General features: G+C 63.5%; 21 protein-coding genes. 9 read left to right on the top strand and 12 right to left on the bottom strand.

Translation table 11 applies throughout. The features are described from left to right. Positions 1–6: 6 nt before the first annotated feature. From IV500_RS07545 to IV500_RS07535, 3 genes are read right to left on the bottom strand one after another with little or no spacing between them, the layout of a single operon-like run. Entirely contained in the window at positions 7–1,170 is a 1,164-nt protein-coding gene (locus IV500_RS07545; protein ID WP_196396192.1) for an acyl-CoA dehydrogenase family protein, read from the bottom strand. Next, the gene (locus IV500_RS07540; RefSeq protein WP_196396191.1) at positions 1,163–3,346 is read right to left on the bottom strand and encodes an ATP-binding protein; all 2,184 of its coding nucleotides are present in this window, start codon (positions 3,344–3,346) and stop codon (positions 1,163–1,165) included. Before IV500_RS07540 ends, IV500_RS07545 begins: the two co-directional genes overlap by 8 nt. 4 nt (positions 3,347–3,350) lie before the next feature. After that, positions 3,351–4,958 carry a carboxyl transferase domain-containing protein gene (locus tag IV500_RS07535; protein WP_196396190.1) on the bottom strand — a complete coding sequence of 536 codons (1,608 nt, stop codon included), beginning with the start codon at positions 4,956–4,958 and terminating at the stop codon, positions 3,351–3,353. Positions 4,959–5,047: 89 nt separating this feature from the next. On the opposite strand from IV500_RS07535, the gene IV500_RS07530 reads away from it, so the two are divergent. After that, positions 5,048–5,737: an SACE_7040 family transcriptional regulator gene (locus tag IV500_RS07530; protein WP_196396189.1), complete on the top strand. Its 690-nt coding sequence runs from the start codon at positions 5,048–5,050 to the stop codon at positions 5,735–5,737. A gap of 228 nt (positions 5,738–5,965) precedes the next feature. Beyond that, positions 5,966–6,478 carry an isochorismatase family protein gene (locus IV500_RS07525; protein ID WP_230854646.1) on the top strand — a complete coding sequence of 171 codons (513 nt, stop codon included), beginning with the start codon at positions 5,966–5,968 and terminating at the stop codon, positions 6,476–6,478. Between the two features lie 191 nt (positions 6,479–6,669). Here the strand turns inward: IV500_RS07525 and IV500_RS07520 are convergent, their stop codons facing one another. From IV500_RS07520 to pdhA, 3 genes are read right to left on the bottom strand one after another with little or no spacing between them, the layout of a single operon-like run. Then, on the bottom strand, positions 6,670–8,160 hold the full coding sequence (locus IV500_RS07520; RefSeq protein ID WP_196396188.1) for a dihydrolipoamide acetyltransferase family protein: 1,491 nt from the start codon (positions 8,158–8,160) through the stop codon (positions 6,670–6,672). 2 nt (positions 8,161–8,162) lie between these two features. Further along, a complete protein-coding gene (locus IV500_RS07515; protein ID WP_196396187.1) occupies positions 8,163–9,173 on the bottom strand; it encodes an alpha-ketoacid dehydrogenase subunit beta in 1,011 nt (336 codons plus the stop codon). After that, positions 9,173–10,246, bottom strand: a complete 1,074-nt coding sequence (gene pdhA / locus IV500_RS07510; protein WP_196396327.1) for a pyruvate dehydrogenase (acetyl-transferring) E1 component subunit alpha — start codon at positions 10,244–10,246, stop codon at positions 9,173–9,175. Before pdhA ends, IV500_RS07515 begins: the two co-directional genes overlap by 1 nt. Positions 10,247–10,513: 267 nt before the next feature. Between pdhA and IV500_RS07505 the strand changes: the two genes are divergently transcribed. The 3 genes from IV500_RS07505 to IV500_RS07495 all read left to right on the top strand — a co-directional run bounded on the left by IV500_RS07505 (position 10,514) and on the right by IV500_RS07495 (position 12,298). Further along, positions 10,514–10,990: an Lrp/AsnC family transcriptional regulator gene (locus tag IV500_RS07505; RefSeq protein WP_196396186.1), complete on the top strand. Its 477-nt coding sequence runs from the start codon at positions 10,514–10,516 to the stop codon at positions 10,988–10,990. A gap of 163 nt (positions 10,991–11,153) precedes the next feature. Further along, positions 11,154–11,573 (top strand): DUF4383 domain-containing protein, encoded by a 420-nt coding sequence (locus IV500_RS07500; protein ID WP_196396185.1) that lies wholly within the window; start codon positions 11,154–11,156, stop codon positions 11,571–11,573. A 2-nt stretch (positions 11,574–11,575) separates the two neighbouring features. Further along, positions 11,576–12,298, top strand: a complete 723-nt coding sequence (locus tag IV500_RS07495) for a hypothetical protein (protein ID WP_196396346.1) — start codon at positions 11,576–11,578, stop codon at positions 12,296–12,298. A 178-nt stretch (positions 12,299–12,476) separates the two neighbouring features. Here IV500_RS07495 and IV500_RS07490 read toward each other — a convergent pair whose 3' ends face one another. Both IV500_RS07490 and IV500_RS07485 read right to left on the bottom strand, forming a co-directional pair. Then, positions 12,477–14,090, bottom strand: a complete 1,614-nt coding sequence (locus IV500_RS07490; RefSeq protein ID WP_196396326.1) for a monocarboxylic acid transporter — start codon at positions 14,088–14,090, stop codon at positions 12,477–12,479. Positions 14,091–14,122: 32 nt separating this feature from the next. Further along, complete coding sequence (locus IV500_RS07485; RefSeq protein WP_196396184.1) at positions 14,123–14,491, bottom strand: DUF485 domain-containing protein; 369 nt, start codon at positions 14,489–14,491, stop codon at positions 14,123–14,125. Positions 14,492–14,681: 190 nt separating this feature from the next. Here IV500_RS07485 and IV500_RS07480 point away from each other — a divergent pair, with 190 nt between their 5' ends. Genes IV500_RS07480 through IV500_RS07465 form a run of 4 tightly spaced genes read left to right on the top strand, consistent with a single transcriptional unit; the run spans position 14,682 to position 18,605 of the window. Continuing rightward, positions 14,682–15,902, top strand: a complete 1,221-nt coding sequence (locus IV500_RS07480; RefSeq protein ID WP_196396183.1) for a sensor histidine kinase — start codon at positions 14,682–14,684, stop codon at positions 15,900–15,902. A gap of 23 nt (positions 15,903–15,925) precedes the next feature. Continuing rightward, a complete protein-coding gene (locus IV500_RS07475) occupies positions 15,926–16,678 on the top strand; it encodes a LytR/AlgR family response regulator transcription factor (RefSeq protein ID WP_196396182.1) in 753 nt (250 codons plus the stop codon). Continuing rightward, the gene (locus IV500_RS07470) at positions 16,675–17,058 is read left to right on the top strand and encodes a DUF485 domain-containing protein (protein WP_312875856.1); all 384 of its coding nucleotides are present in this window, start codon (positions 16,675–16,677) and stop codon (positions 17,056–17,058) included. Before IV500_RS07475 ends, IV500_RS07470 begins: the two co-directional genes overlap by 4 nt. Then, complete coding sequence (locus IV500_RS07465) at positions 17,055–18,605, top strand: sodium/solute symporter (RefSeq protein WP_196396181.1); 1,551 nt, start codon at positions 17,055–17,057, stop codon at positions 18,603–18,605. The genes IV500_RS07470 and IV500_RS07465 overlap by 4 nt, the downstream gene beginning before the upstream one ends. 16 nt (positions 18,606–18,621) lie before the next feature. Here the strand turns inward: IV500_RS07465 and IV500_RS07460 are convergent, their stop codons facing one another. From IV500_RS07460 to pyrH, 4 genes are all read right to left on the bottom strand, one after another. Next, positions 18,622–19,212 carry a DivIVA domain-containing protein gene (locus IV500_RS07460; RefSeq protein WP_196396180.1) on the bottom strand — a complete coding sequence of 197 codons (591 nt, stop codon included), beginning with the start codon at positions 19,210–19,212 and terminating at the stop codon, positions 18,622–18,624. A gap of 125 nt (positions 19,213–19,337) precedes the next feature. Continuing rightward, a complete protein-coding gene (locus IV500_RS07455; protein WP_230854667.1) occupies positions 19,338–20,222 on the bottom strand; it encodes a phosphatidate cytidylyltransferase in 885 nt (294 codons plus the stop codon). 332 nt (positions 20,223–20,554) lie between these two features. Then, complete coding sequence (gene frr / locus IV500_RS07450) at positions 20,555–21,112, bottom strand: ribosome recycling factor (protein WP_196396178.1); 558 nt, start codon at positions 21,110–21,112, stop codon at positions 20,555–20,557. Positions 21,113–21,234: 122 nt separating this feature from the next. Further along, on the bottom strand, positions 21,235–22,020 hold the full coding sequence (gene pyrH / locus IV500_RS07445) for a UMP kinase (protein WP_196396177.1): 786 nt from the start codon (positions 22,018–22,020) through the stop codon (positions 21,235–21,237). Positions 22,021–22,053 lie beyond the last annotated feature (33 nt).

Raw genomic sequence — 22,053 nt, 5'->3', positions numbered from 1 at the left:
GGCGGTCTACAGACCGAGGTCGCGGGCAATCAGCATGAGCTGGACCTCGGTGGTGCCCTCACCGACCTCCAAAATCTTGGAATCGCGGTAGTGCCGGGACACCACAAATTCGTTAATGAACCCATAGCCCCCGAACACCTGCGTGGCATCCCTCGCGTTGTCCATCGCGGCCTCGCCTGCCACCATCTTGGCAATGGCGGCCTGGACCTTGAAGTCCTTACCGGCCAGCATCCGGGCAGCTGCGTCGTAGTAGGCCAGTCGGGCCGTGTAGGCGCGGGCCTGCATCCGGGCGATCTTGAAGGAGATGCCCTGATATTTGCCGATATTGTGGCCGAAGGCCTGGCGTTCCTGGGCGTAGCGGACGGATTCGTCCACGCAGCCCTGGGCGGCACCGGTAGCTAGAGCGGCAATCGCGATCCGTCCCTCATCCAGAATGCTCAGGAAGTTGGCAAAGCCGCGGCCCTGCACGCCGAGCAGGTTGGCTTCGGGTACGCGGACATCCTGGAGGGTCAGCGGATGAGTGTCCGAGGCATTCCAGCCCACCTTGTTGTAGGCCTTCTCCGCCTTGAACCCGGGCGTATCGGTGGGAACCAGGATGGTGGAGATTTCCTTTTTGACGGAGCCGTCGCTGCGTTCGGACGTCCCGGTGACGGCGGTGACCGTGACCAGTTTAGTGATATCCGTTCCGGAATTGGTGATGAATTCCTTATTGCCGTTGACCACCCACTCCCCGTTCTCCAGGTGCGCGTGAGTTTTGGTCCCGCCTGCATCTGAGCCGGCCTCCGGTTCGGTCAGACCGAATCCTGCGAGCGCCGTGCCGGAGGCCAGCATGGGCAGCCATTGCTGCTTCTGCTCCTCGTTGCCGAACCGGTAGACCGGCATGGCGCCGAGGGAAACACCGGCCTCCAAGGTGATGGCCACGGACTGGTCCACCCGTCCCAGCTGTTCCAAGGCCAGGGCGAGCGCGAAGTAGTCTCCGCCCTGACCGCCGAACTCCTCCGGGAAAGGCAGGCCGAACAATCCCATTTCAGCCATCTGGGAAACAACTTCATAGGGGAAGCTGTGCTCCTGGTCATGCTTGGCAGAAACCGGAGCCACCACGGTGTCCGCGAAGTCGCGCACCATGTCGCTGAGATCCTGGTAATCCTCGCTTAGTTCAAAATCAGGCATTGCTGGAAGCTCCTTCTGAGTCTGTATCTGCTGTATCTGCTGTACCTGCCGGATGAATAGTCGCCACGACCTGATCGGCCCTGACCAGGTCTCCGGCCTTGACGCTGATGTGCACCGTACCGTCCACGGACGCCGTCAGCTGATGCTCCATCTTCATCGCCTCCACCGCCAGCAGCGTCTGTCCGGCTTCCACCGAATCGCCATTGCTGACAATAACGGCGACGACGGTCCCTGGCATGGGCGAGCGCACCTGAGGATCCGCTGCGCTTCCCTCCCGTGGAATTCCCGCCCGGATACGCGCCGTGACGGCCTCACGGCCGAGCACGCGGACGGAACAGGACCAGCCACCCTCGAAGAACCGGTAATCGGTACGCGCACCCGTGACGGCCAGCCGATACCGGTGAACCTCCTCATCCACGATCACTTGCGCCGTCGGGATCCCCGCTGCCGCTGCCGGGGGCAACGTCACCTGCAACGTCGCCTGCCGGATTGGTCCGTCGTTGACCTGGACCCGGGCAGCCGAACCATCGCCCCGGCCGGTGACAGTCACCAGCGCGTGCGGACCCTGACCTGCCAGCACCACCCGCCAAGGGGCGTCCTCGCCCAGCCGCCACCCGTCGTGCAGCGCCCACGGTGAGGTCGGCGCGGCTGACGAGGATAGTTCCTGGCGGTAAAGCAGGGCCGCGGCAATGTACTCCGGATCGGACACCTGGCGGAACTTGAGCGCAGGCAGCTTGCGTTCGATCAGGGTGGTATCCAGCCTGCCCGCGCGGACGTCGTCGTCGTTGATCAGCATCCGCAGGTATTCGATGTTCGTCTCCACGCCAAGCACCACATACTCGCTTAGCGCCCGATCCAGCCGGTCCAGCGCGGTGGCCCTGTCTTCGCCCCAGGCGATCACCTTGGCAATCATCGGGTCATAGTTAGGGGAAATCTCCAGTCCGCGGATCAGCGCGCTATCCACCCGGATTCCCGGCTCCCCGGTAACGGACTCATCCAGTTCCAGCACCGTTCCGATAGAGGGCATAAAGCCGCGCTCCGGGTTCTCCGCGTAAACCCGCGCCTCGACCGCATGGCCAGAGAGTACGACGTCGGTCTGTGCCAGCGTGAGCGGCTCCCCGGCCGCAATACGCACCTGCCACTGAACCAAGTCCACTCCGGTAACCATTTCCGTCACCGGATGTTCCACTTGGAGACGGGTGTTCATTTCCATGAAAAAGAACTCGTCCGGCGCATTATCGGAGACCAGGAACTCCACGGTACCCGCGCCGGTGTAAGCAACGGACCGAGCCGCGTTGCACGCCGCCTCACCGATCCGCGCACGGATGGCGGCGCCGTCGTGCTGGGAATCCAGCAGCGGCGAGGGCGCCTCCTCGACAACCTTCTGGTGCCGGCGCTGCAGTGAGCACTCGCGCTCGCCCAGGTGAATCACATGGCCAAAGTTGTCCGCCAGCACTTGAACCTCGATGTGCCGGGGCGAGGAAATCAGACGTTCCAGGAACAGCGTGTCGTCACCAAACGCGGACGCGGCAACCCGGCGCGCAGTTACCAGCGTTGCCGGCAGGTCCTCGGCGCGCTCCACTACATGCATTCCCTTGCCTCCACCGCCCGCGGACGGCTTGATCAGCAGCGGGTAGCCTACGTTCGCCGCTGCCGCGATCAGCTGCCCATCGTTCAGACCAGGCTCGGCGATACCCGGCACCACCGGAACGCCCGCCTGAACCACATGGTTCTTCGAGCGGATCTTGTCCCCCATGACGTTCAAGGCTTCCACGCCTGGACCCATAAAGACGATGCCCGCCGCTTCCAGAGCCTGCGCAAAGGCGGGATTTTCGCTGAGGAACCCGTAGCCAGGATGCACGGCCTGCGCTTCTGTTGCCCGGCAGGCGGCAATAATCGCGTCAATACTGAGGTAGCTTTCGCTGGCCGCGGCTGGTCCGATGCAGACGGCCTGATCGGCTTCGCGCACGTGCCGGGCGCCGGCATCGGCCTCGCTGTAGACCGCCACCGAGCGGATGCCCATTAGGCGCAGCGTCCGGATCACGCGGCAGGCGATCTCGCCTCGGTTCGCGACCAGGACGGTAGCGAAAAGGGGTGTGCCGGCCGCGGGGTTACTGCCGCCGGCAGATGCGCTCACGGCGGCGTCCGCCGGGGAAGGTATGTTCAGGTTGGTCATATGCTCACATCCGAAAGAGGCCGAAGGAGGTTTCGGGCAGTGGCGCCCGGGAACAGACGTCCAGCGCCAGTCCCAGCACCCGGCGCGTATCGGCCGGATCTATCACGCCGTCGTCCCACAACCGGGCGCTGGAGTAGTACGGACTGCCCTGATCCTCGTACTGGGCTTTGATCGGCGCCTTGAATTCTTCCTCCTCCGCAGCGGTCCACTCACCTCCACCTCGCTCGATCTGCTCACGCTTCACAGTTGCCAACACGCCGGAGGCCTGATTGCCGCCCATCACCGAAATCCGGCTGGCCGGCCACATCCACAGGAAGCGCGGGGAATAGGCCCGCCCGCACATCGAGTAATTGCCGGCGCCAAAGGAACCGCCGACGACGACGGTCAGCTTGGGCACGCGGGCTGTGGCGACAGCGGTGACCATCTTGGCCCCGTTTTTGGCAATGCCTCCCCGCTCATAGTCCTTACCAACCATGAAGCCGGAGAGGTTCTGCAGGAAAATCAGCGGAATCCCGCGCTGATCGCATAATTCAATAAAGTGCGCACCCTTGAGCGCGGATTCACTGAACAGTACTCCGTTATTGGCCACGATCCCCACCGGATGGCCGTGCAGCCGCGCGAATCCGGTGACCAGGGTGGTGCCATAGTTCATTTTGAATTCGTGGAAGCGGCTGCCGTCCACCAGCCGGGCAATGATTTCCCGCGCATCGTAGGGGGTGTTGAGATCCGTCGGGACAGCGCCATACAGCTCCGCCGGCTCCGCCTGCGGCTCAATGCTGGTTTCGATATCCCAAGCGGGTGCGGCCGGCTTGGCTAGGGTGGCGACAATGTCCCGGACGATCTGCAGGGCATGCTGGTCATTGTCCGCCAGGTGGTCGGTTACGCCGGAAATCCGCGAATGCACATCTCCACCGCCGAGCTCCTCGGCAGTGACAATCTCCCCGATGGCGGCCTTGACCAGTGGCGGGCCACCCAGGAAGATGGTCCCCTGGTTCCGCACTATCACCGTCTCGTCGCTCATTGCCGGCACATAGGCGCCGCCGGCGGTACACGATCCCATTACCGCCGCGATCTGCGGGATTTTGGCGGCGGACATCTTCGCCTGATTGAAGAAAATCCGGCCAAAGTGCTCCTTATCCGGGAACACCTCATCCTGTTTAGGCAGGAAAGCCCCGCCGGAATCGACCAGATAGATACACGGCAGCCCGTTCTCCAGCGCTATTTCCTGTGCCCGGAGGTGCTTTTTGACGGTCATCGGGTAATACGTGCCGCCCTTGACGGTGGCGTCATTGGAAATTACCAATACCTGGCGTCCATGCACCAGGCCAATGCCGGCAATCACACCGGCACCCGGAGAATCGTCACTGTACATTCCGTTGGCGGCCAGCGGAGCGATTTCCAGAAAGGGGCTACCTTCATCGAGCAGTTGGTCTACGCGGTCCCGGGGCAGTAGTTTCCCGCGGGCCAGATGCCGCTCCCGAGAGCGCTCCGGGCCGCCGCGCGCGGTCACTTTCAGCCGCTCGCGGAGCTCGGCTGCTAGTGCCCGCTGGGCTGCATCGTTCGCCATGAAGGCGGTGCTGTCCGCATCCACCAGGCTTTCAATCGTCTCCATCGACAACTTCCTATTTCAACATCAGTTAGTGATGATTAACTGAATTTAGGTTAGTCTGGATTAACCGTGATGTCCACCACAGGAGACTGATGAGCAGCGAAACACCAGCCGCGGGCGCAGCGCGGACGGCGGCGGCACAGGCGGGTACGGCACAAACTGCGGCTGCACCGGCGGAAGCAGTACCGTCGATCACAGTGCGCAGTCGCGCCAAGGCCAGCAGGCGGCAGGTCATGCTCACGGCTGCTGCGGAGCTGTTTGCGCAGCACGGCTTCACCCGCGTCTCCATTGAAGACCTTGGCGCCGCCGCGGGAGTGAGTGGCCCGGCCGTTTACCGTCACTTCAGCGGTAAGCAGGCCGTTCTTGGAGCCCTGCTCGTGGGTGTCAGCGAGGATCTGCTCCATGGCGGGACCGCCGTGGTTGCCCAGGCCGCTGACGGCGAAGCGGCCCTCCGCGGGCTGATCCGCTTCCATGTCGATTTTGCCTTGGCTAATCGTGACGTCATCCGGGTGCAGGACCGGGATCTGGATAGCCTCGCCGCTGACGACCAGGCCGCCGTCCGCGCCCTGCAGCGCAGTTACATCGACGTCTGGGTAGACCTGCTCGGCAGCCTCCAGCCCGGAACTGCTCCTGCCGTTCTGCGGCTAAAGGTGCAGGCCACGTTTGGCCTCATCAACTCCACCCCGCACAGCGCCCGGAGCCAACATGGCGGCGTCGGTGGCGCAGCAGCCCGCCCTGTCCTGCAGTCCATGGCCTTGGCCGGGCTGCTGGCAGGCGCCTGAGAAACTTTCCACGACCCATGCAGGGCTGCGCATCATCATCGGGCAAACCACCACCGGCCCCAGCAGGGCTGCCGTTCACGCCGAGCAGCTGGGATAGGAACGTCCCGCCACCCTTCAGAAGGCTAACTGACGCTGCACATTCTGCTAAAGGCCGCAACAGAAATGAGAATCCCGTGGCACTAACCACCCTCGACCCCACGACCGCCTTGATTATTATTGACCTGCAGGATGGCATCGTCGCGTTACCCACCGTGCATCCCGCGCACGGGATCGTGGAACGCGCCGCCGCTGCCGGCGGATGCATTCCGCCGGCACGGCCTGCCTGTAGTGCTGGTCAACGTCACAGCCGGGGCTCCGGGCCGCACCGAGAGTGGCTGCGGTGCGCAACGCCAGCGCCCGGTCGGCTGGAGCAACCTCGTCTCCGGCCTGAATCAGCAGCCGGACGATCTCACTGTCACAAAGCACACCTGGGGAGCATTCCACGACACCGATCTCCGTGACCACTTGGCGAAGCGGGGTGTCACGCAGGTGGTAATTGCCGGCGTCGCCACCAGCATCGGTGTGGAGTCTACTGCCCGCAGTGCCTTCGAACTTGGATTCAACGTCACCCTCGCCACCGATGCCATGACAGACATAAACCGCGAGGCCCACGCCAATTCCATCAACCGAATCTTCCCGCGGCTCGGCGAAACCGGCACGACGGACGAGATCATCGGTCTTTTGGATCGCACTCGGGCATGACCAATTATGCCTGCCGGGAGGCTGCATTGCGCCAGCCTTTGTAGCGCTGTTTACGGGCATGATCACCAGCGTGCCGGCGATCCTTTCGGATCTCCGACGATATGCAACAAATGAAAGCAAAACGACATTGGCCGGCACGGATGCTGCTGATCAACGCCTGCCGGACCTCGATCAGCGCGGGCTGGCTCGCCTCAGATCATGGTGAGAACCATGCCGGGCTCGGCCAGGATAGCGCCAATATCCGCCAGGAACCGGGAACCCTGCTCGCCGTCCACCAGCCGATGGTCGAAGGAAAGACTCAGCGTCATTACCTGACGCAGGGCGATCCCGCCGTTGAACTCCCACGGCTGGCGGCGCACCGCACCCATCGCCAGAATCGCGGCCTCGCCCGGGTTGAGGATGGGTGTCCCCGCGTCAATGCCGAAAACACCGATGTTAGTAATGGAAATGGTGCCTCCGCCCAGTGCCGCCGGCGTAGTTTTCCCGGCCCGCGCCGTGTCCGTCAGCTCCGTCAGGGCAGTTGACAGCTCCATCAGGCTCAGGCCTTGGGCATCCTTAATATTGGGCACCATGAGCCCCCGCGGAGTAGCGGCGGCGATGCCAAGGTTGATGTAATTCATGGTAACAATTTCACCCGCGGCCTCGTCCCACCGCGAGTTCACCGACGGCTGCCGCGCCGCTGCAATGCACAGTGCCTTTGCCACGAGCGTCAACGGTGTGAGCCTGTAGCCGGCGTAGGCGCGTGCAGCCTTGAGCTTGGCCAGCAGTTCCATGGTGGGAGTGACGTCGATAGTCAGGAATTCGCTCACGTGCGGAGCGGTGAATGCACTGGCGACCATCGCCGCGGCGGTATGCTTTCGGACGCCCTTGATGGGAGTGCGGGTTTCACGTCCGGCACCCGCCGGCGCAGCAACGTCGGTTACGCCCTCCGGTGCAAAGTCAGACACGTTGGAGTCCGCGGAGAGAGCCGCAGCGGCCAGCACGTCCTCGCGGACAATGAGCCCCCCGCGACCCGTTCCGGTGATACCCGTCAGTTCCACCCCAAGGTCCTTCGCCAGTTTGCGCACCGGAGGCGTTGAACGCGGCCGCTCTGCAGCAACAGGGGCAGGTGTGGTCACGTGGGCAGGCGCGGTCACAGGGGCAGGTGCGGAAGCAGGAGTTTCGCTCTGTGCGCCCTTGGCTCCTCCCGCGGCCGCCGACGGCCCTGATTGATAACCGGCAGGAAGCGTCCGCCGACGACGGGCCGGCCGGCCGCCCTTTTCCACGTCCGCACCGTACCCGACAAGGGTCGGAATCCGCTTTGCTTCTGTGGTCTCCGCGCCCTCGGCGGAACCCGCTTGGCCGAGCTCTGATGATGTGGCGCCGCCAGTGGCACCGCTAGCCCTAGCGCCAGCACCAGCACCAGCGCCAGCGCCACCGTCGCTGCTGCCGTCGTCGTCGGAGCCAGGCAACTCGAAGGAGACGATCGGCGACCCGACCTCTACAACGGTGCCGGGCTGCTCATGCAGTTTCGCGATCACTCCGGCGTACGGCGAGGGCAGTTCCACCACGGCTTTGGCGGTTTCCACCTCCGCAATCACCTGGTTCAGCGCGACGGTATCCCCCACCGCGACCTTCCATGCCACAATCTCGGATTCCGTCAGGCCTTCGCCCAGATCCGGAAGCCTGAATTCCTTAATCATCCTCACCCTTCCAGTCCGCTCAGCGAGTTCGGCCGGCCCAGCGCGCGATCCACGCCGTCCAGAATCCGGTCCAGATCCGGCAAATGATGTTTCTCCAACTTAGACGCCGGGTACGGGACATCGAAACCCGTCACGCGCACCGGCGCCGCCTCAAGATAAGAGAAGCAGCGTTCCGTGATGCTGGCCGCGATCTCGGCCCCCAGACCGCCGGACTGCGCGGCTTCGTGCGTAATCACCAGGCGGCCGGTCCGGCGCACCGAGGCCTCCAGCGGGGCGAAGTCAATCGGCGCCAGCGAGCGCAGATCAATCACCTCGATGGAAATCCCTTCATCCGCTGCTGCCATCGCGGCCTCCCGTGCGGTCTGCACCAGCGGTCCATAGGCCACCAGCGTGACGTCGGTTCCCGGTGCCACTACCTGCGCGCTTTCCATCGAGGGCATCTGGTCCAGGTCCTGATTCTCGTTGACCTCGCCCTTCGTGTGGTACCGGCGCTTTGGTTCGAAATACAGCACCGGGTCATCACAGGCAATGGCCTGGCGGATCATCGAATAGGCATCCTGCGGGTTGGACACACTGATGACCCGCAGCCCCGAGGTGTGCGTGAAGTACGCCTCCGGAGATTCGGAGTGGTGCTCCGGGGAGCCGATACCTCCACCGAACGGGACCCGGATGGTGATCGGCATCCTGACTTTGCCCTGCGTCCGGTAATGCAGCTTGGCAACCTGCGCAACGATCTGGTCAAAGGCCGGGTAGATGAAGCCGTCAAACTGAATCTCGCAGACCGGCCGGTAGCCGCGGTAGGCAAGGCCGACGGCGGTACCAAGGATGGCGGACTCGGCCAGGGGCGTGTCAAGGACCCGTTGCGGGCCGAAATCCTTTTGCAGGCCATCGGTGATGCGGAATACACCGCCGAGCTTGCCGATATCCTCGCCCATCAGCAGGACCTTCGGGTCATCATCCATTGCCTTGCGCAGACCGGCATTGATGGCCCGGCTAAATGTCATGGTGGACATCAGTTGCTCCCTTCCGCGCCGGCAAGAGTGGCCAGATAGCGGGAATAGTGATCCCGCTGGCGCTCCAGCTGGGAATTTGGCGTGCTGTAGACATTGTTAAAAACGTCCATCGGTTCCGGTTCCGGCAGACCAATGCAGCCGGCCCGCATTTCCTTAGCCACCGCGTCGGCCTTGGCGGCAACGCCGGCCTGCAGCTCCGGCGTAAACAGCCCCTCGTGCGTCAACAGCGCCTCCATCCGGGTGATGGGGTCTTTGGCCGCCCAGTCCTCCAGCTCATTGGCGTCCCGGTAACGGGTCGGATCATCCGCCGTCGTATGCGGGCCCATCCGGTAAGTGACCGCCTCGATGAAGGTCGGTCCGCCGCCTGTCCGGGCCCGGTCCAACGCAATCCGGGTGGCGGCCAGGACCGCGAGCACATCATTGCCGTCAACACGCAGAGCCGGAATACCGAAGCCCGGGGCGCGGTCCGCGATAGGAACGCGGCTCTGCAGCCCAACGGGTTCGGAAATAGCCCAGTGATTATTCTGGCAGAAGAAGATCACCGGTACCTGGAAACTGGCCGCAAAGACCAGTGCCTCGCTGACGTCTCCCTGGCTCACAGCACCGTCACCAAAGTAGGTGATTGCGGCGGCATCCGCGCCGTCGTTCTGGATTCCCAGCGCATAACCGGTGGCATGCAGCGTCTGGGCGCCGATGATGATCTGCGGCGTCGCCATGTTGATCTCAAACGGGTCCCAGCCGGAGGAGACATTCCCACGCCACACGCGCAGCAGGTCCGTCAGATCCACGCCGCGGCAGTAGGCAACACCGTTTTCACGGTAGCTGGAAAAGACAAAGTCATCACTGCGCAAGGCTCGCCCGGAGCCTATCTGGGCAGCTTCCTGACCGAGCAGCGGCGGCCACAGCGCCAGTTCGCCCTGACGCTGGAGGTGCGTAGCCTCGGTATCAATCCGGCGAATGACCACCATGTCCTCATAGAGGGCGCAAAGACGCTCCGCGTCGATATCCTCCAGCCAACGGTCAAATTCCGGGTGGCTCACCCGCGTCCCCGTCGCAGTGACGAGCTGGATCATGTCCGGCTCCGCAAATCCCGCGCTCGGGGCTGTTTTGTCCTTCAACACAGTCACACACAACCTTTACCTGTTGTCCTGACAGACCCGGAAACTCGTGGTTCCCGGCCGGTCCCAACCTGCGGTTTATGACCGCGCGGCTGCACCCAAGCTTCCTTGCCCGTATGTAGTGTGACCCTACTCACAGGAGCCGGAAGGCACAACCGGCAGCCGCGAAATTGAGCAAAATGCACTATTTTGCTCCCTTGCGCCGTGCTATTCTTGCGCACTATGCAAACCCTCGACGGTACCGACCTGCGGCTTCTGCTGGAGCTGGCCAAAGACCCGCGCCGCACCGTGGTGGCACTGGCGCAGAAGCTGGGGCTCTCGCGCAATACCGTGCAGGCCCGGATGTCGGCTTTGGAATCGCGGAACGTCTTTCTTTCCTTCGAACGGCGGATCAACCCGGTCTCGCTGGGCTACCCGCTGCTGGCTTTCATCTCCATCCATGTCCAGCAGCACAAGCTTGGCGCGCTGACTGATTCGCTGGCGCAGATCCCCGAGGTGGTCGAGGCCTTCGGGCTCACCGGGGCCGCCGATTTGTTGGTCCGAGTAGTCTGCACGGATGCCGAAGACCTCTTTCGGATCAATGGCAAAATTCAGGCCTGCGACGGCGTCGAAAGGACAGACACATCGCTGGCCATGGGTGAATTAATCCCCTTCCGCCTCAATCCGCTGCTGCAGCGCGGCCCCCGCCACACCGGATAAGGCCCAGCCGGGCAGTGCGGCCGGCAGCCGGGCAGAAGAATTCCACGGCGTGCGCCCATCCATTACCTTCAGCGCGGCGAACTAAGGTTGCACGTTCCGCTTGGAACTGTCGACACCCCGGGAAACGCCGTACAGCGGATCCCGTTACGGAAGGCTTTCCCTCATGCGTACTTCACCCAACAGGCTGATTGCCACGATCTTCGGTGCCGTCTACCTTCTGGTGGGTATCCTCGGATTCTTCGTCACCTCCGGCGTCGGGTTCTTCGCCACCGAGGGCCAGAACCTCATTATCTTCGCGGTCAATCCACTGCACAACGTCATCCACCTGGCCATCGGTGCCGCGCTGCTGATCGCCGGACTAAGCTCCATCCCCGCCGCGAGAGGTGTGAACACTACCGTAGGGGCGGTGTACCTGCTCGTTGGTATCGTCGGTCTGTTCCTGCTCGGCAGCTCATTGAACATCATCGCCCTCAACGGCGCGGACAACGTCCTGCACCTGGCCAGCGCCGTTCTGCTGCTGGGCGTCGGGCTCTCGCAGGACAAATCAGTTGCCCGTCGCTCCATGACCAGCCGGACGGCGTAACCATGTCCGCCGCCACGGCGCACCGGGAGCTTCGCGGACATGCTGCCGGCGCCGGTAGCTCCGAAACCTTCGCTTTGCTCCCCGAAGCGGTCCGGCTTTTCACCGGCTTTGCAGGTCTCGGCGCGGCGGCGGTCACCTTCGGTTTGAGCTCCAACCTCGTTGCGGCGGCCGTGCAGGAATTCGGGCCAACCGCATCGGAGTCCGGAAGTACGACGGCGGCTTCCGCACTTGGGCTTGTGGCTGCGGTTATCGTCGGGGCCTGGGCCCTCTGCCTGCTGCTGTGGGCCATTGCGACATTGCGCAATGGCTCCCCCGTCTGGCCGCTGCTGACCGGCAGGCTGCTGCCGGCGGCGGTGACTCTACAGCTGGGAGCCATCATTTACGGCCTGTGGCAGCTGCCGGCAGCGAACCGCACATTCGACCTCAGCTCCGCGTGCTCCGTCGTACTGGAGCTGGCAATCCTGGGTTCCGTTGGCTGGCTGCGCCGTGGCGGGGATCCAGCGGGATGGACGGCTGCCGAGCCTTCAGAGTCTGCCCCTATTAAGGCTCCGCCAGCCGGACGACTGTTGGCGGCCATGTTCGCCGCCGCCCTCCTCGTCGCGGCCGTTGCGACACCGGGCCTGGCCGCCACCACCGCCGGGCTGCATGCAGTTCCGCACGGCGAACACGGCACCCACTCCCCCTCGCTTCCCGCCCTACATGACCCGGCCGGGCATCACCACTAATTACCCGGGCGCGGATTGCCCCGGGCGACGGTTGCCCCGGGGATGCCATGGAGATGGACGGATGCCGCGGAAATTTCCACGGCATCCGTCCATCCCACCGGCATTCGTCCATATCACCGGCTGAGAGTCCTGCCAGTCCCGGTCGTCAGCTGTCAACCGCTTCTGTCCGTGCCGCCGCTCAGTGCGGGGTCGCCTTTTCGGCGCCGACCCCGGTCAGCGAACGGACTTCCATCTCCGCCTGCAGAGTGCGGCTTTCCTTCGTCTTATCCAGGACCGTACCGAGCCAGCCCAGGACGAAAGCCGCGGGGATGGAGACCAATCCGGGATTGGCCAGCGGGAACCAGGCGAAGTCCGCACCCGGGATCATAGCCTTGGCGTTACCCGAGACCACCGGGGAGAACGCTATCAAAATGATTGCCAACGCCAGACCGCCGTACATGCTCCACAACGCGCCCTGGGTGGTGAAGCGCTTCCAGAACAACGAGTACAGGATGGTCGGCAGGTTTGCACTTGCCGCTACCGCAAAGGCCAGCGCCACAAGGAAGGCCACATTTTGTCCGTTGGCCAGAATGCCACCGCCAATGGCAACAATGCCGATCACCACGACGGTGCGCCGCGCAACCTTGACCTCCGCCTTCGGGTTGACCTCACCTTTGGCGATGACATTTGTGTAGATATCATGCGCGAAGGATGCGGCCGCGGTGATGGTCAGACCGGCCACCACAGCGAGAATAGTGGCGAAGGCGACAGCGGAGATGAATCCAAGGAGGACCGGACCGCCGATCACGAAGGCCAGCAACGGAGCCGCCGCATTGACTCCGCCGGGAGCCGCGAGGATTTCCTTGGAACCGATCAGTGCGCCGGCACCGTAGCCCAGAACCAGCGTAAACAGGTAGAAGATACCTATTAGCCAGATAGCCCACACTACCGAGCGCCGGGCTTCCTTGGCCGTCGGCACGGTGTAGAAGCGCATCAGCACGTGCGGCAGGGCAGCAGTACCGAGGACCAAAGCAAGCGCCAGGGAAATGAAGTCCAGCTTTGATGTCCCGGTGGCGCCGTAAGCCTTACCCGGACTCAGAAGGGCTGCGCCGCCGTCGCCGGCTTTGGTGACCGCCGCATCCAGGAGAGTGGACAAATTAAAGCCGTGCATCGCCAGGACAATGAAAGTCATTACCGCTGCTCCGGCAATCAGCAGCATCGCCTTGATGATCTGCACCCAGGTGGTGCCCTTCATGCCGCCGATCAGTACATACACAATCATCAGCGCGCCGACCACCGCGATCACGACCGCCTGGCCGAGCTTGTCCTTGCTGTCCAGCCCCAGCAGCAGTGAAACCAGACCGCCTGCTCCGGCCATCTGTGCCAATAGATAGAAGAAACAGACCATCAGCGTCGTGGTAGCTGCGGCAATGCGGACCGGACGCTGTTTCAGGCGGAAAGACAGTACATCCGCCATCGTGAATTTGCCGGTATTGCGCAGCAGCTCCGCCACCAGCAGCAGCGCAACCAGCCAGGCTACGAGAAAACCAACGGAGTACAGGAAACCGTCATAGCCGTTGATGGCGATCGCCCCGCAGATGCCCAGGAAGGATGCCGCAGAGAGGTAGTCCCCGGCAATGGCCGTGCCATTCTGCGGTCCGGTGAAGGAACGTCCTGCCGCGTAGTAGTCCGCGGCGGTCTTGTTGTTGCGGCTGGCCCGGAAGACAACGACCAAGGTGATGGCGACGAAGAGCCCAAAAATGAGGATATTCACCCACGCGGTGTCCTTCATCTGGGCGCCAAGCCCTGCCATCGGGACAAGTTGCGGCACAGCGGCGAGTGCACTCATTTGGCGGCCTCTTCCTTCGTGAGCGGGCCCTCAAGCCGGCTGCGGATCTTCTCCGCAGCCGGATCAAGCTTGCGGTTGGCATAGCTGACATACCAGGTGGTGATGCCAAAAGTGCTGACGAACTGCAGAAGGCCCAGGATCAGCCCGATGTTGATGCTGCCCCAGACCTTGGTTGACATGAAGTCATGGGCGTAGTCCGCGAGCAGAACATACGCGAAATACCAGAGCAAAAATCCGATGGCCAGGGGAAAAACGAAACTACGGTGCCGCTTGCGCAGATTCTGGAACTCGTCGGTGGCCTGTTCCGCAACGAAATCCACGGTAAGAGCGGGATCATCCGACGTGCTATGGGCAGTACTACCCATGATTCCTCCTTGAATTGATAGTGATGCTTATCACCATGCACGGTGCCGGCCTCGTCCACAGCACCTGATGCGCCCGCCGTCGCCCAACGGCACGATCCATGCGCCCAATGACAGCGCGGGTCCGCTCCGCAGGTCTACTCAAGGGTCAGCGGTACATTGGCCCGGCTGCCCGCCGGATAGTCTTAGCTGCATGCCGGAATCGACGCTGTTCATCATCGCGGCGGTCGCCGTCATCGTCGCGTCCGTCTGTGTTGTCGGAGCCGTTGGCTTCCGGCTTTCCCGGCCCTACCGTGAGCTTGGCACCGACGTCGAACACGCCACTTACACCGCTTTGCACACAGCCGCGCTGGCGGGTGCCCACCTGCGCAACGGGCTCGAACCCGCAGGCGCGCTCAAGGCCAGCGGGCATCTGCGGAGCCTGCTGAACTGTGCTGCTTTCGCGATGACGGATGAGTCCCGTCTGCTGGCGTTTGACGGCGCAGGCAGTGCCACGGATGACCAGGCCCGCGGGAAGGTCATGGAGCTGGCCGCCAAAACGCTCTCCTCCGGCCGGACCCAGGTCGGCAAACTCGATGCGCCGACCCGGCAGGCGCTGGGACTGCGCGAGGCAGAGGCGGCACTCAAACACGTTGTGATTTCACCCATTCAGGTCGACTCCCGCGTCCTTGGCTGCGTCGCCGCTTTCACCGGCCACGCCAGCGCCGGCCTGGTCCGCGCTACGAATGAGGTTGCCGGCTGGGTCGCGGCCCAAGTCCAGCTGGCAGAATTGGGCACTTCCAGGACACTGCTGATGGAGGCCGAGGTCCGCGCACTGCGGGCACAGATCAGCCCGCATTTCATCTACAACTCTTTGAACGCCATCGCCTCCTTCATCACCACCGACCCGGACCGGGCGCGCGGGCTCGTGGTGGAGTTCGCGGACTTCACCAGGTATTCCTTTCGCCGGCACGGTGATTTCACCACCTTGGCCGAGGAGCTGCGCTGCATTGACCGCTATCTGCTGCTCGAACGCGCCCGGTTTGGCGATCGTCTGCAGGTCAGCCTGCTGATCGCCCCCGAAGTCCTCGGTACGGTGATCCCGTTCCTGAGCCTGCAGCCACTGGTGGAAAACGCCGTACGGCACGGGTTGGAGGCCAAGGAAGGAATTGGGCACGTCCGCATCGCAGCCCACGACCGTGGAGCCTACGCCGAAGTTATCATCGAGGACGACGGCGGCGGGATGGAACCGGAGCACCTGCGGTCCGTTCTGGCCGGGCACCAAGACGGCGACCACGTGGGCCTGCGCAACGTCGATTCCCGGCTCCGCCAGGTCTATGGCGACGACCACGGACTGGTGATTGAGACAGCACCAGGGGCAGGGACACTGATCACGGTCCGGGTGCCCAAGTCCCAGCCCGAGCACGATACCTGAGGCCGGGCCCTATGCTGGAGGCCATGATCAATGTCCTCGTCGCCGACGACGAGCCCCCCGCCGTGCAGGAGCTTGCCTTCCTGCTGGGCCGGGACGAGCGGATCGGCGTTATCCACACGGCCTCCAGCGGGAGCCAGGCACTGCTGGCCCTGGATGGCGCCGCCGTGGACGCGATTTTCCTGGACATTCACATGCCGGGGCTCTCGGGCCTCCAACTGGCACGTGCCGTTAACGCACGACCGGACCCACCCGCCGTCGTCTTCGTTACAGCCGACGAGGACTGTGCGCTGGAAGCGTTCGAACTCGCCGCCGTCGACTACCTGCTTAAACCCGTCCGGGCCCAGCGGCTGGCCTGTTCGGTTGGACGCATTGCGGAGCTCGGCGCCACGGCGGGTGCCCGGGCAGGGGCCGGTCCGGGCAGCCGAGGCACAAAGTCGGAGCTGATTACCGTGGATCAGGGCGGAACCAGCAAAATTATTCGCCGCGACGAAGTCCGGTTCGTGCAGGCCCAGGGCGACTACGCCCGGCTGCACACCAAGGACGCCAGCTACCTGATCCGGGTTCCGCTGGCAGAGTTGGAACGCCAGTGGGCCGATGCCGGCTTCCTGCGTATTCACCGTTCCTATCTGGTCTGCATGGACTACGTCACCGCACTGAAACTCGGTGCTGCCCGGCCTGCGGTCTCGGTATCTGCGACGGATCTGCCGGTCAGCCGGCGGCACCTTCCCACGCTGCGGGGCACACTGAAATCCTCCCGAGTACGGCCCGGAGCGTGAACGACGACGGCGAGACGCCTGCCCGTGTCCGGGTGGTGGCACCGCGCAATCTGGCACAACGCTCCCCCGGTCCGATTCCGGTAGCGCGTGAGGTCGCCGAGCAGACGGACGTAGGAGAGGTCTTCATCACGTCCCTGATCCGCTCCCAACTGCGGTTGGCCGTGGTGGTGGCGGCGGGTTTTTTGCTGCTGGTGGCCGGTTGCGGCCTGCTCCTGGCCCTGGCACCGCAATTGCATTCCATCACGGTGCTGACGGTGCCGCTGCCGTGGTTAGTGTTGGGCGCCGGGATATACCCGGTGACGGGCCTGTGCGCTTGGCTTTTTGTCCGCAGCGCTGCCCGCAATGAAGCGCGCTACCGCGATCTGATAGGTGAGAAGTGAATCCGGCCATCGGTTATGCAGCGGTGGCGGGCGTTTCGGCGGTCACGGCACTAATCGGTTTCTACGGTCTGCGCGTGTCCCGCACCACCAGTGACTTCTACGTCGCTTCCCGCACCGTGGCTCCGTGGTGGAATGCCTCAGCCATCGGCGGAGAATACCTCTCAGCCGCCAGCTTCCTCGGTATCGCGGGGCTGATCATGGTCTCGGGAATTGACGGGCTCTGGTTCCCACTGGGATACACGGCCGGCTACCTGATGCTGCTCTTGTTCGTGGCAGCCCCGCTCCGGCGCTCCGGCGCCTACACCCTTCCCGACTTCGCCCAATCCCGACTGCAGTCCCGCCGGGTCCGAAACGTCACCAGTGCCCTCGTGGTGGTCGTTGGGTGGTTCTATATTGTCCCCCAGCTCCACGGCGCAGCGCTGACCATCAGAATCACCACCGGTCTGCCGTCCTGGGTCGGCGCGGTGGCCGTCGTCGCCGTCGTCTGCCTTACCGTCATGACCGGCGGCATGCGCTCCATCACCTTCGTGCAGGCTTTCCAGTACTGGCTCAAACTGACTGCCATTGCCGTTCCGGTGATTTTTGTGCTTCTGGTCCTGACGGCGGGCGCGCGGCCGGTGAGCGACGGCGGCGCCGCGTTCTCGACGACGCTGAACACCGTGGCACCCGCGGGGCTCTACCGGAACCTGTCCCTAATGACCGCCCTGCTGTTCGGAACCTTGGGCCTGCCGCACGTGCTGGTGCGGTTTTACACCAATCCCGACGGCGGCGCGGCACGGCGTACAACGCTGATCGTCCTGGGACTGCTCTCCGTTTTTTATCTTTTTCCCACCATCTACGCAGTCCTGGGCCGCATCTACCTTCCGGAACTGGCCACGAACGGGCAGGCGGACGCGACAGTCCTGCTGCTGCCCGGACGGCTGATCGGCGGTGCCGCCGGGAACGTGCTGTCCGCGCTGGTCATCGCCGGCGCTTTCGCAGCTTTCCTGTCCACCACCTCGGGCCTTGTGGTTTCGCTGGCCGGCGTGGTCAGCCAGGATCTCTTCGGTGGAACCGTACGCGGCTTCCGCATCGCGGCGGTGCTCTCCGCCCTGATTCCACTGGCTGTAGCACTGGGCACCGGATCGCTGGCGCTGGCCGGCAGTGTCAGTCTGGTGTTTGCTTTTACCGCCTCCACGCTGTGTCCACTGCTGGTACTCGGGATCTGGTGGCGCGGACTGACAGACATCGGAGCCATTGCCGGAATGCTCACCGGCGGGATACTGTGCGCCGCAGCCATCCTGGCCGGTTCACGCCTGGCATCCTCAGCACCGGCATCCTCACCACTGGCAGCGTCAACACTGGCTTCAACCCAAAATCCCGCCGGATTCTGGTACCAGGTGCTGGCACAGCCGGCGGCGTGGACGGTGCCCGTGGCTTTTGTGGTCATGATCGCCGTCTCACTGGCTACCAAGAACCGACGTCCGGGCGGTATTACCCGGATCATGACTCGGCTGCATGCGCCGGAGCGGCCCCTTGGCCAAGCAACAGTACCCGCCGTGGAGTGAAAGTTCCGGCCGGCCGCTAGTCGACGGAGGCCATCAGCTCGACCACGCGGTCCAGGAACGCATCGACTTGGCTCTCCTCATATCCGGTGCTGCCCTTCGCCGGAGCGAACACCGCGCGTCGGACGACGTCAACGCTCATCGGCTTGCCCGCTTCAAAGTAGTCCAGCAGCTGATGGCAAAGCCGGTCCACGTCGGTAACGTTGTAGCTGCGGGTCTTCTTGCCCTTTGGCCGGCGGAACCGGCCGCCGTCACCGCGGTGCAGCCGGGCCCGCAACACCGAGGAAATTCGGCCGATATGCAGCAGCCACGCTTCTTCGCCCTTGCTGCTGACCAGCTGGTCCCGCTCCCGCTGGGCAAAAACGTCCTCCAGCCGGTCCAGTGCCGCGTCCACAGCCAGCGCCTCGTAGCCGCCCTTGGCCGGATCGAACGACACTGACCGTACGTCGTGGCTGGTCACGGTCTTGTGATCGTGGTCTTGTGAGGTGTAGTAGGAACGTGCCCGACGCAGGAACACGTCAACCTGCCTGGTGCTATAGCCGAGCTCGCTGCGGCCTACGCGCACAAAAGGAGCGCTTGTCCGCTGTTTATTGTCCACGGTCACAGTCATTCCTTTTTTCAGTCATTGGATTCAGCTGCCGGTGACGGCCGCCGCCGCAGCCGCTGCCGCCGCGCAGCCTGCTCCACCATATTCTCTGGAATATTCTACCGGCGAACCCTCCCGGCCCAACAACTTTACCGGCCCAGCAAGGTGAAGACGATGAAGGCCGCCGGGGCCGCGAATAGGATCGAATCCAGCCGATCCATCACGCCGCCATGTCCGGGAAGAATACTGCTCATATCCTTCACCCCCAGTTCGCGTTTGATCATGGATTCGGCGAAATCGCCGGCGGTCGCGGCGGTCACCATGCTGAGCGCCAGAACCATGCCCACCCACCATGGATCGTTGAGAAGAAAGACAGTCGCCGGTACGGCCAGCACAATGGCACCGCCAGCCGAACCGGCAAAGCCCTCCCACGACTTCTTCGGACTGATTTTCGGTGCCATTGGGTGTTTACCGAAAAACACACCGACCAGATAACCGCAGGTATCGTTCGCCACCACCAGCATCAGCATGATGGCCACCTGCAGCGCACCTGTCCGCGGCCGTGACAGGTCCAACGTTATTCCCGTCGTCGGACCGTCTGCGCCGCGCAGCAGGAGAAAGACAAAACTAATGAAAAAGGGGATCCATGCCAGCGCAAAAACGCCGGCAAAGACGCTTTGGATGGCACCCTCTGCCGGATCCAGACAGCGCCAGAGGAGCACCGCTGTTGCGCTGGCCACCAGGGCAAACAAGAGCCCCTCCGCGCCGGAGAAATACGCCGACGCCGGCATGGCTACGGTGCCGATCATCACCGGCAGTATGGGTACGCCTATTCCGCGCTGCAGCAGGGCCCGGCTAAATTCCCAGACGCCAAAGCCGGCAAAGACCGTGACGATGACAACGAATGCCAGCTGGTAAATCAGCAGCCCTACCAGCACGACGACGAGCATGGTCAGGCCCACCGCGATGGCTGCCGGCAGGTCACGTCCGGCGGACGGCGTCCGCTTCGCTGGTTTTTCCGCCGTCAGCTCCAGCGGTAACCTGTCCGCAGCCGGAACAACCCCATCGGTGCCGGAGGAACCATGCTGGGAAATGGCATCGGCAACCCCCGTGTCCGGCAGCTGCCCGTGCGGCTCAGCTGCGGATGCCTCCGGCGGCAGCGGACGAATCGGCGTTGCAGACTCGGGGACCGTCGGAACGCCCTGCGCCGAACGACCGGCGGATCTGCGCGACGCTCTGCTCACCCGGTCATGCTGGCCGGCACGCAGGGAACGGCGGGAGGGAAAGTGCGGTTCCGGGCCGGTGGCCCCTGACCCTGAAGAGCCGGCCGAGCCGGAGCCGGGTTCCGGAGGCGGTAAATCGCTCATTAGACCTCGAGAAGTTCCGCTTCTTTTCGCTTGAGCAGGTCATCGATATTGTCAGTGTGGGCCTTTGTCAGGGCGTCCAGTTCCTTTTCAGCGCGGGAGCCCTCGTCTTCGCCGGCGTCGCCATCCTTGACGATCCTATCCAGACCTTCCTTGGCCTTTCGGCGGATATTGCGGATCGACACCTTGGCGTCCTCACCCTTGCCGCGGACAATCTTGACGTATTCACGGCGGCGCTCCTGAGTCAGCTCGGGCATCACAATGCGGATTACGTTGCCGTCATTAGACGGATTGGCGCCAACCTCGGAGTTGCTCAGCGCGCGCTCGATGGCGCTCAGCGAGGTCTTATCGAAGGGGGTGATCAGCAGCGTGCGGGCTTCCGGCACGGCAAAGGACGCCAGCTGCTGCAGCGGCGTCGGCGAACCGTAATACTCCACCAGGACCTTCGAAAACAGGCCCGGATTTGCCCGCCCAGTGCGGATTGAGGCGAAATCCTCCTTCGCGACCTCAACAGCCTTGTCCATCTTTTCTTCGGCCTCCAGCAAGATTTCGTCGATCACAGTCTCTCCCTCGAAAAATTGATGCTTCCAACTCGGGCATTAGCTTTCCCTGATCCCCGGGACCGCGTTCCGCCCGCCCATGTCCTGACTTCATCCTAGCGTGGAGCCACCAAGGGCCGCGCTCAGGGTGTGACCAAAGTACCCAGCTCTTCGCCCAGGATGGCCCGGGCAACGTTGCCTTCGCCCTCCATGCCGAAGACCAGCATGGTCACGTTATTGTCCTTGCACAGGCTCAGCGCTGTCTGATCCATCACCCGCAGATCCCGCTGGATGGCCTCATCGTAGGTCAGTTTGTCCAGTTTGCGCGCCAGTGGATCCTTTTTGGGATCGGCCGTATAGACGCCGTCGACCCCGTTTTTGGCCATCAGCACCAGATCGGCATGCACCTCCAGCGCACGTTGGGCAGCCACCGTGTCGGTGGAAAAGTACGGCAGTCCCGCACCCGCGCCAAAAATTACCACCCGCCCCTTCTCCAAGTGACGGATGGCACGGCGAGGAATGTAAGCCTCGGCTACCTGCCCCATGCTGATGGCGCTCTGCACCCGCGTTTCCACGCCGGCTTGTTCCAGGAAGTCCTGCAGCGCCAGGCAGTTCATCACTGTGCCGAGCATCCCCATATAGTCAGCACGCGACCGGTCCATACCGCTTTGCGCCAGTTCTGCACCGCGGAAGAAATTACCCCCGCCAACAACGATGGCCACTTCTACGGTGCCGTTGGTGCTGGCAATCTGTTCGGCAATACCGCGGACCGTGTCCGGGTCCACACCCAGTTTGCCGCCCCCGAAGACCTCACCGGAGAGCTTGAGCAGCACCCGCCTGCGAGGTTCTGCATGCCCGTGCAGCGGATCCCGATGGGTGGCCGGTACAGGTGCCCTACGGGCCGTGGAAACAGTATTATCGATGCTCATATCGCCTTCCATTTGGCGCTGGCGCCCTTGACA

This window comes from Arthrobacter terrae (assembly GCF_015708085.1).
Taxonomy (GTDB): Bacteria; Actinomycetota; Actinomycetes; order Actinomycetales; family Micrococcaceae; genus Arthrobacter_M; species Arthrobacter_M terrae.
Note: the sequence above shows the minus strand (reverse complement) of the source record. Positions and strands in the feature narration are given on the sequence as shown.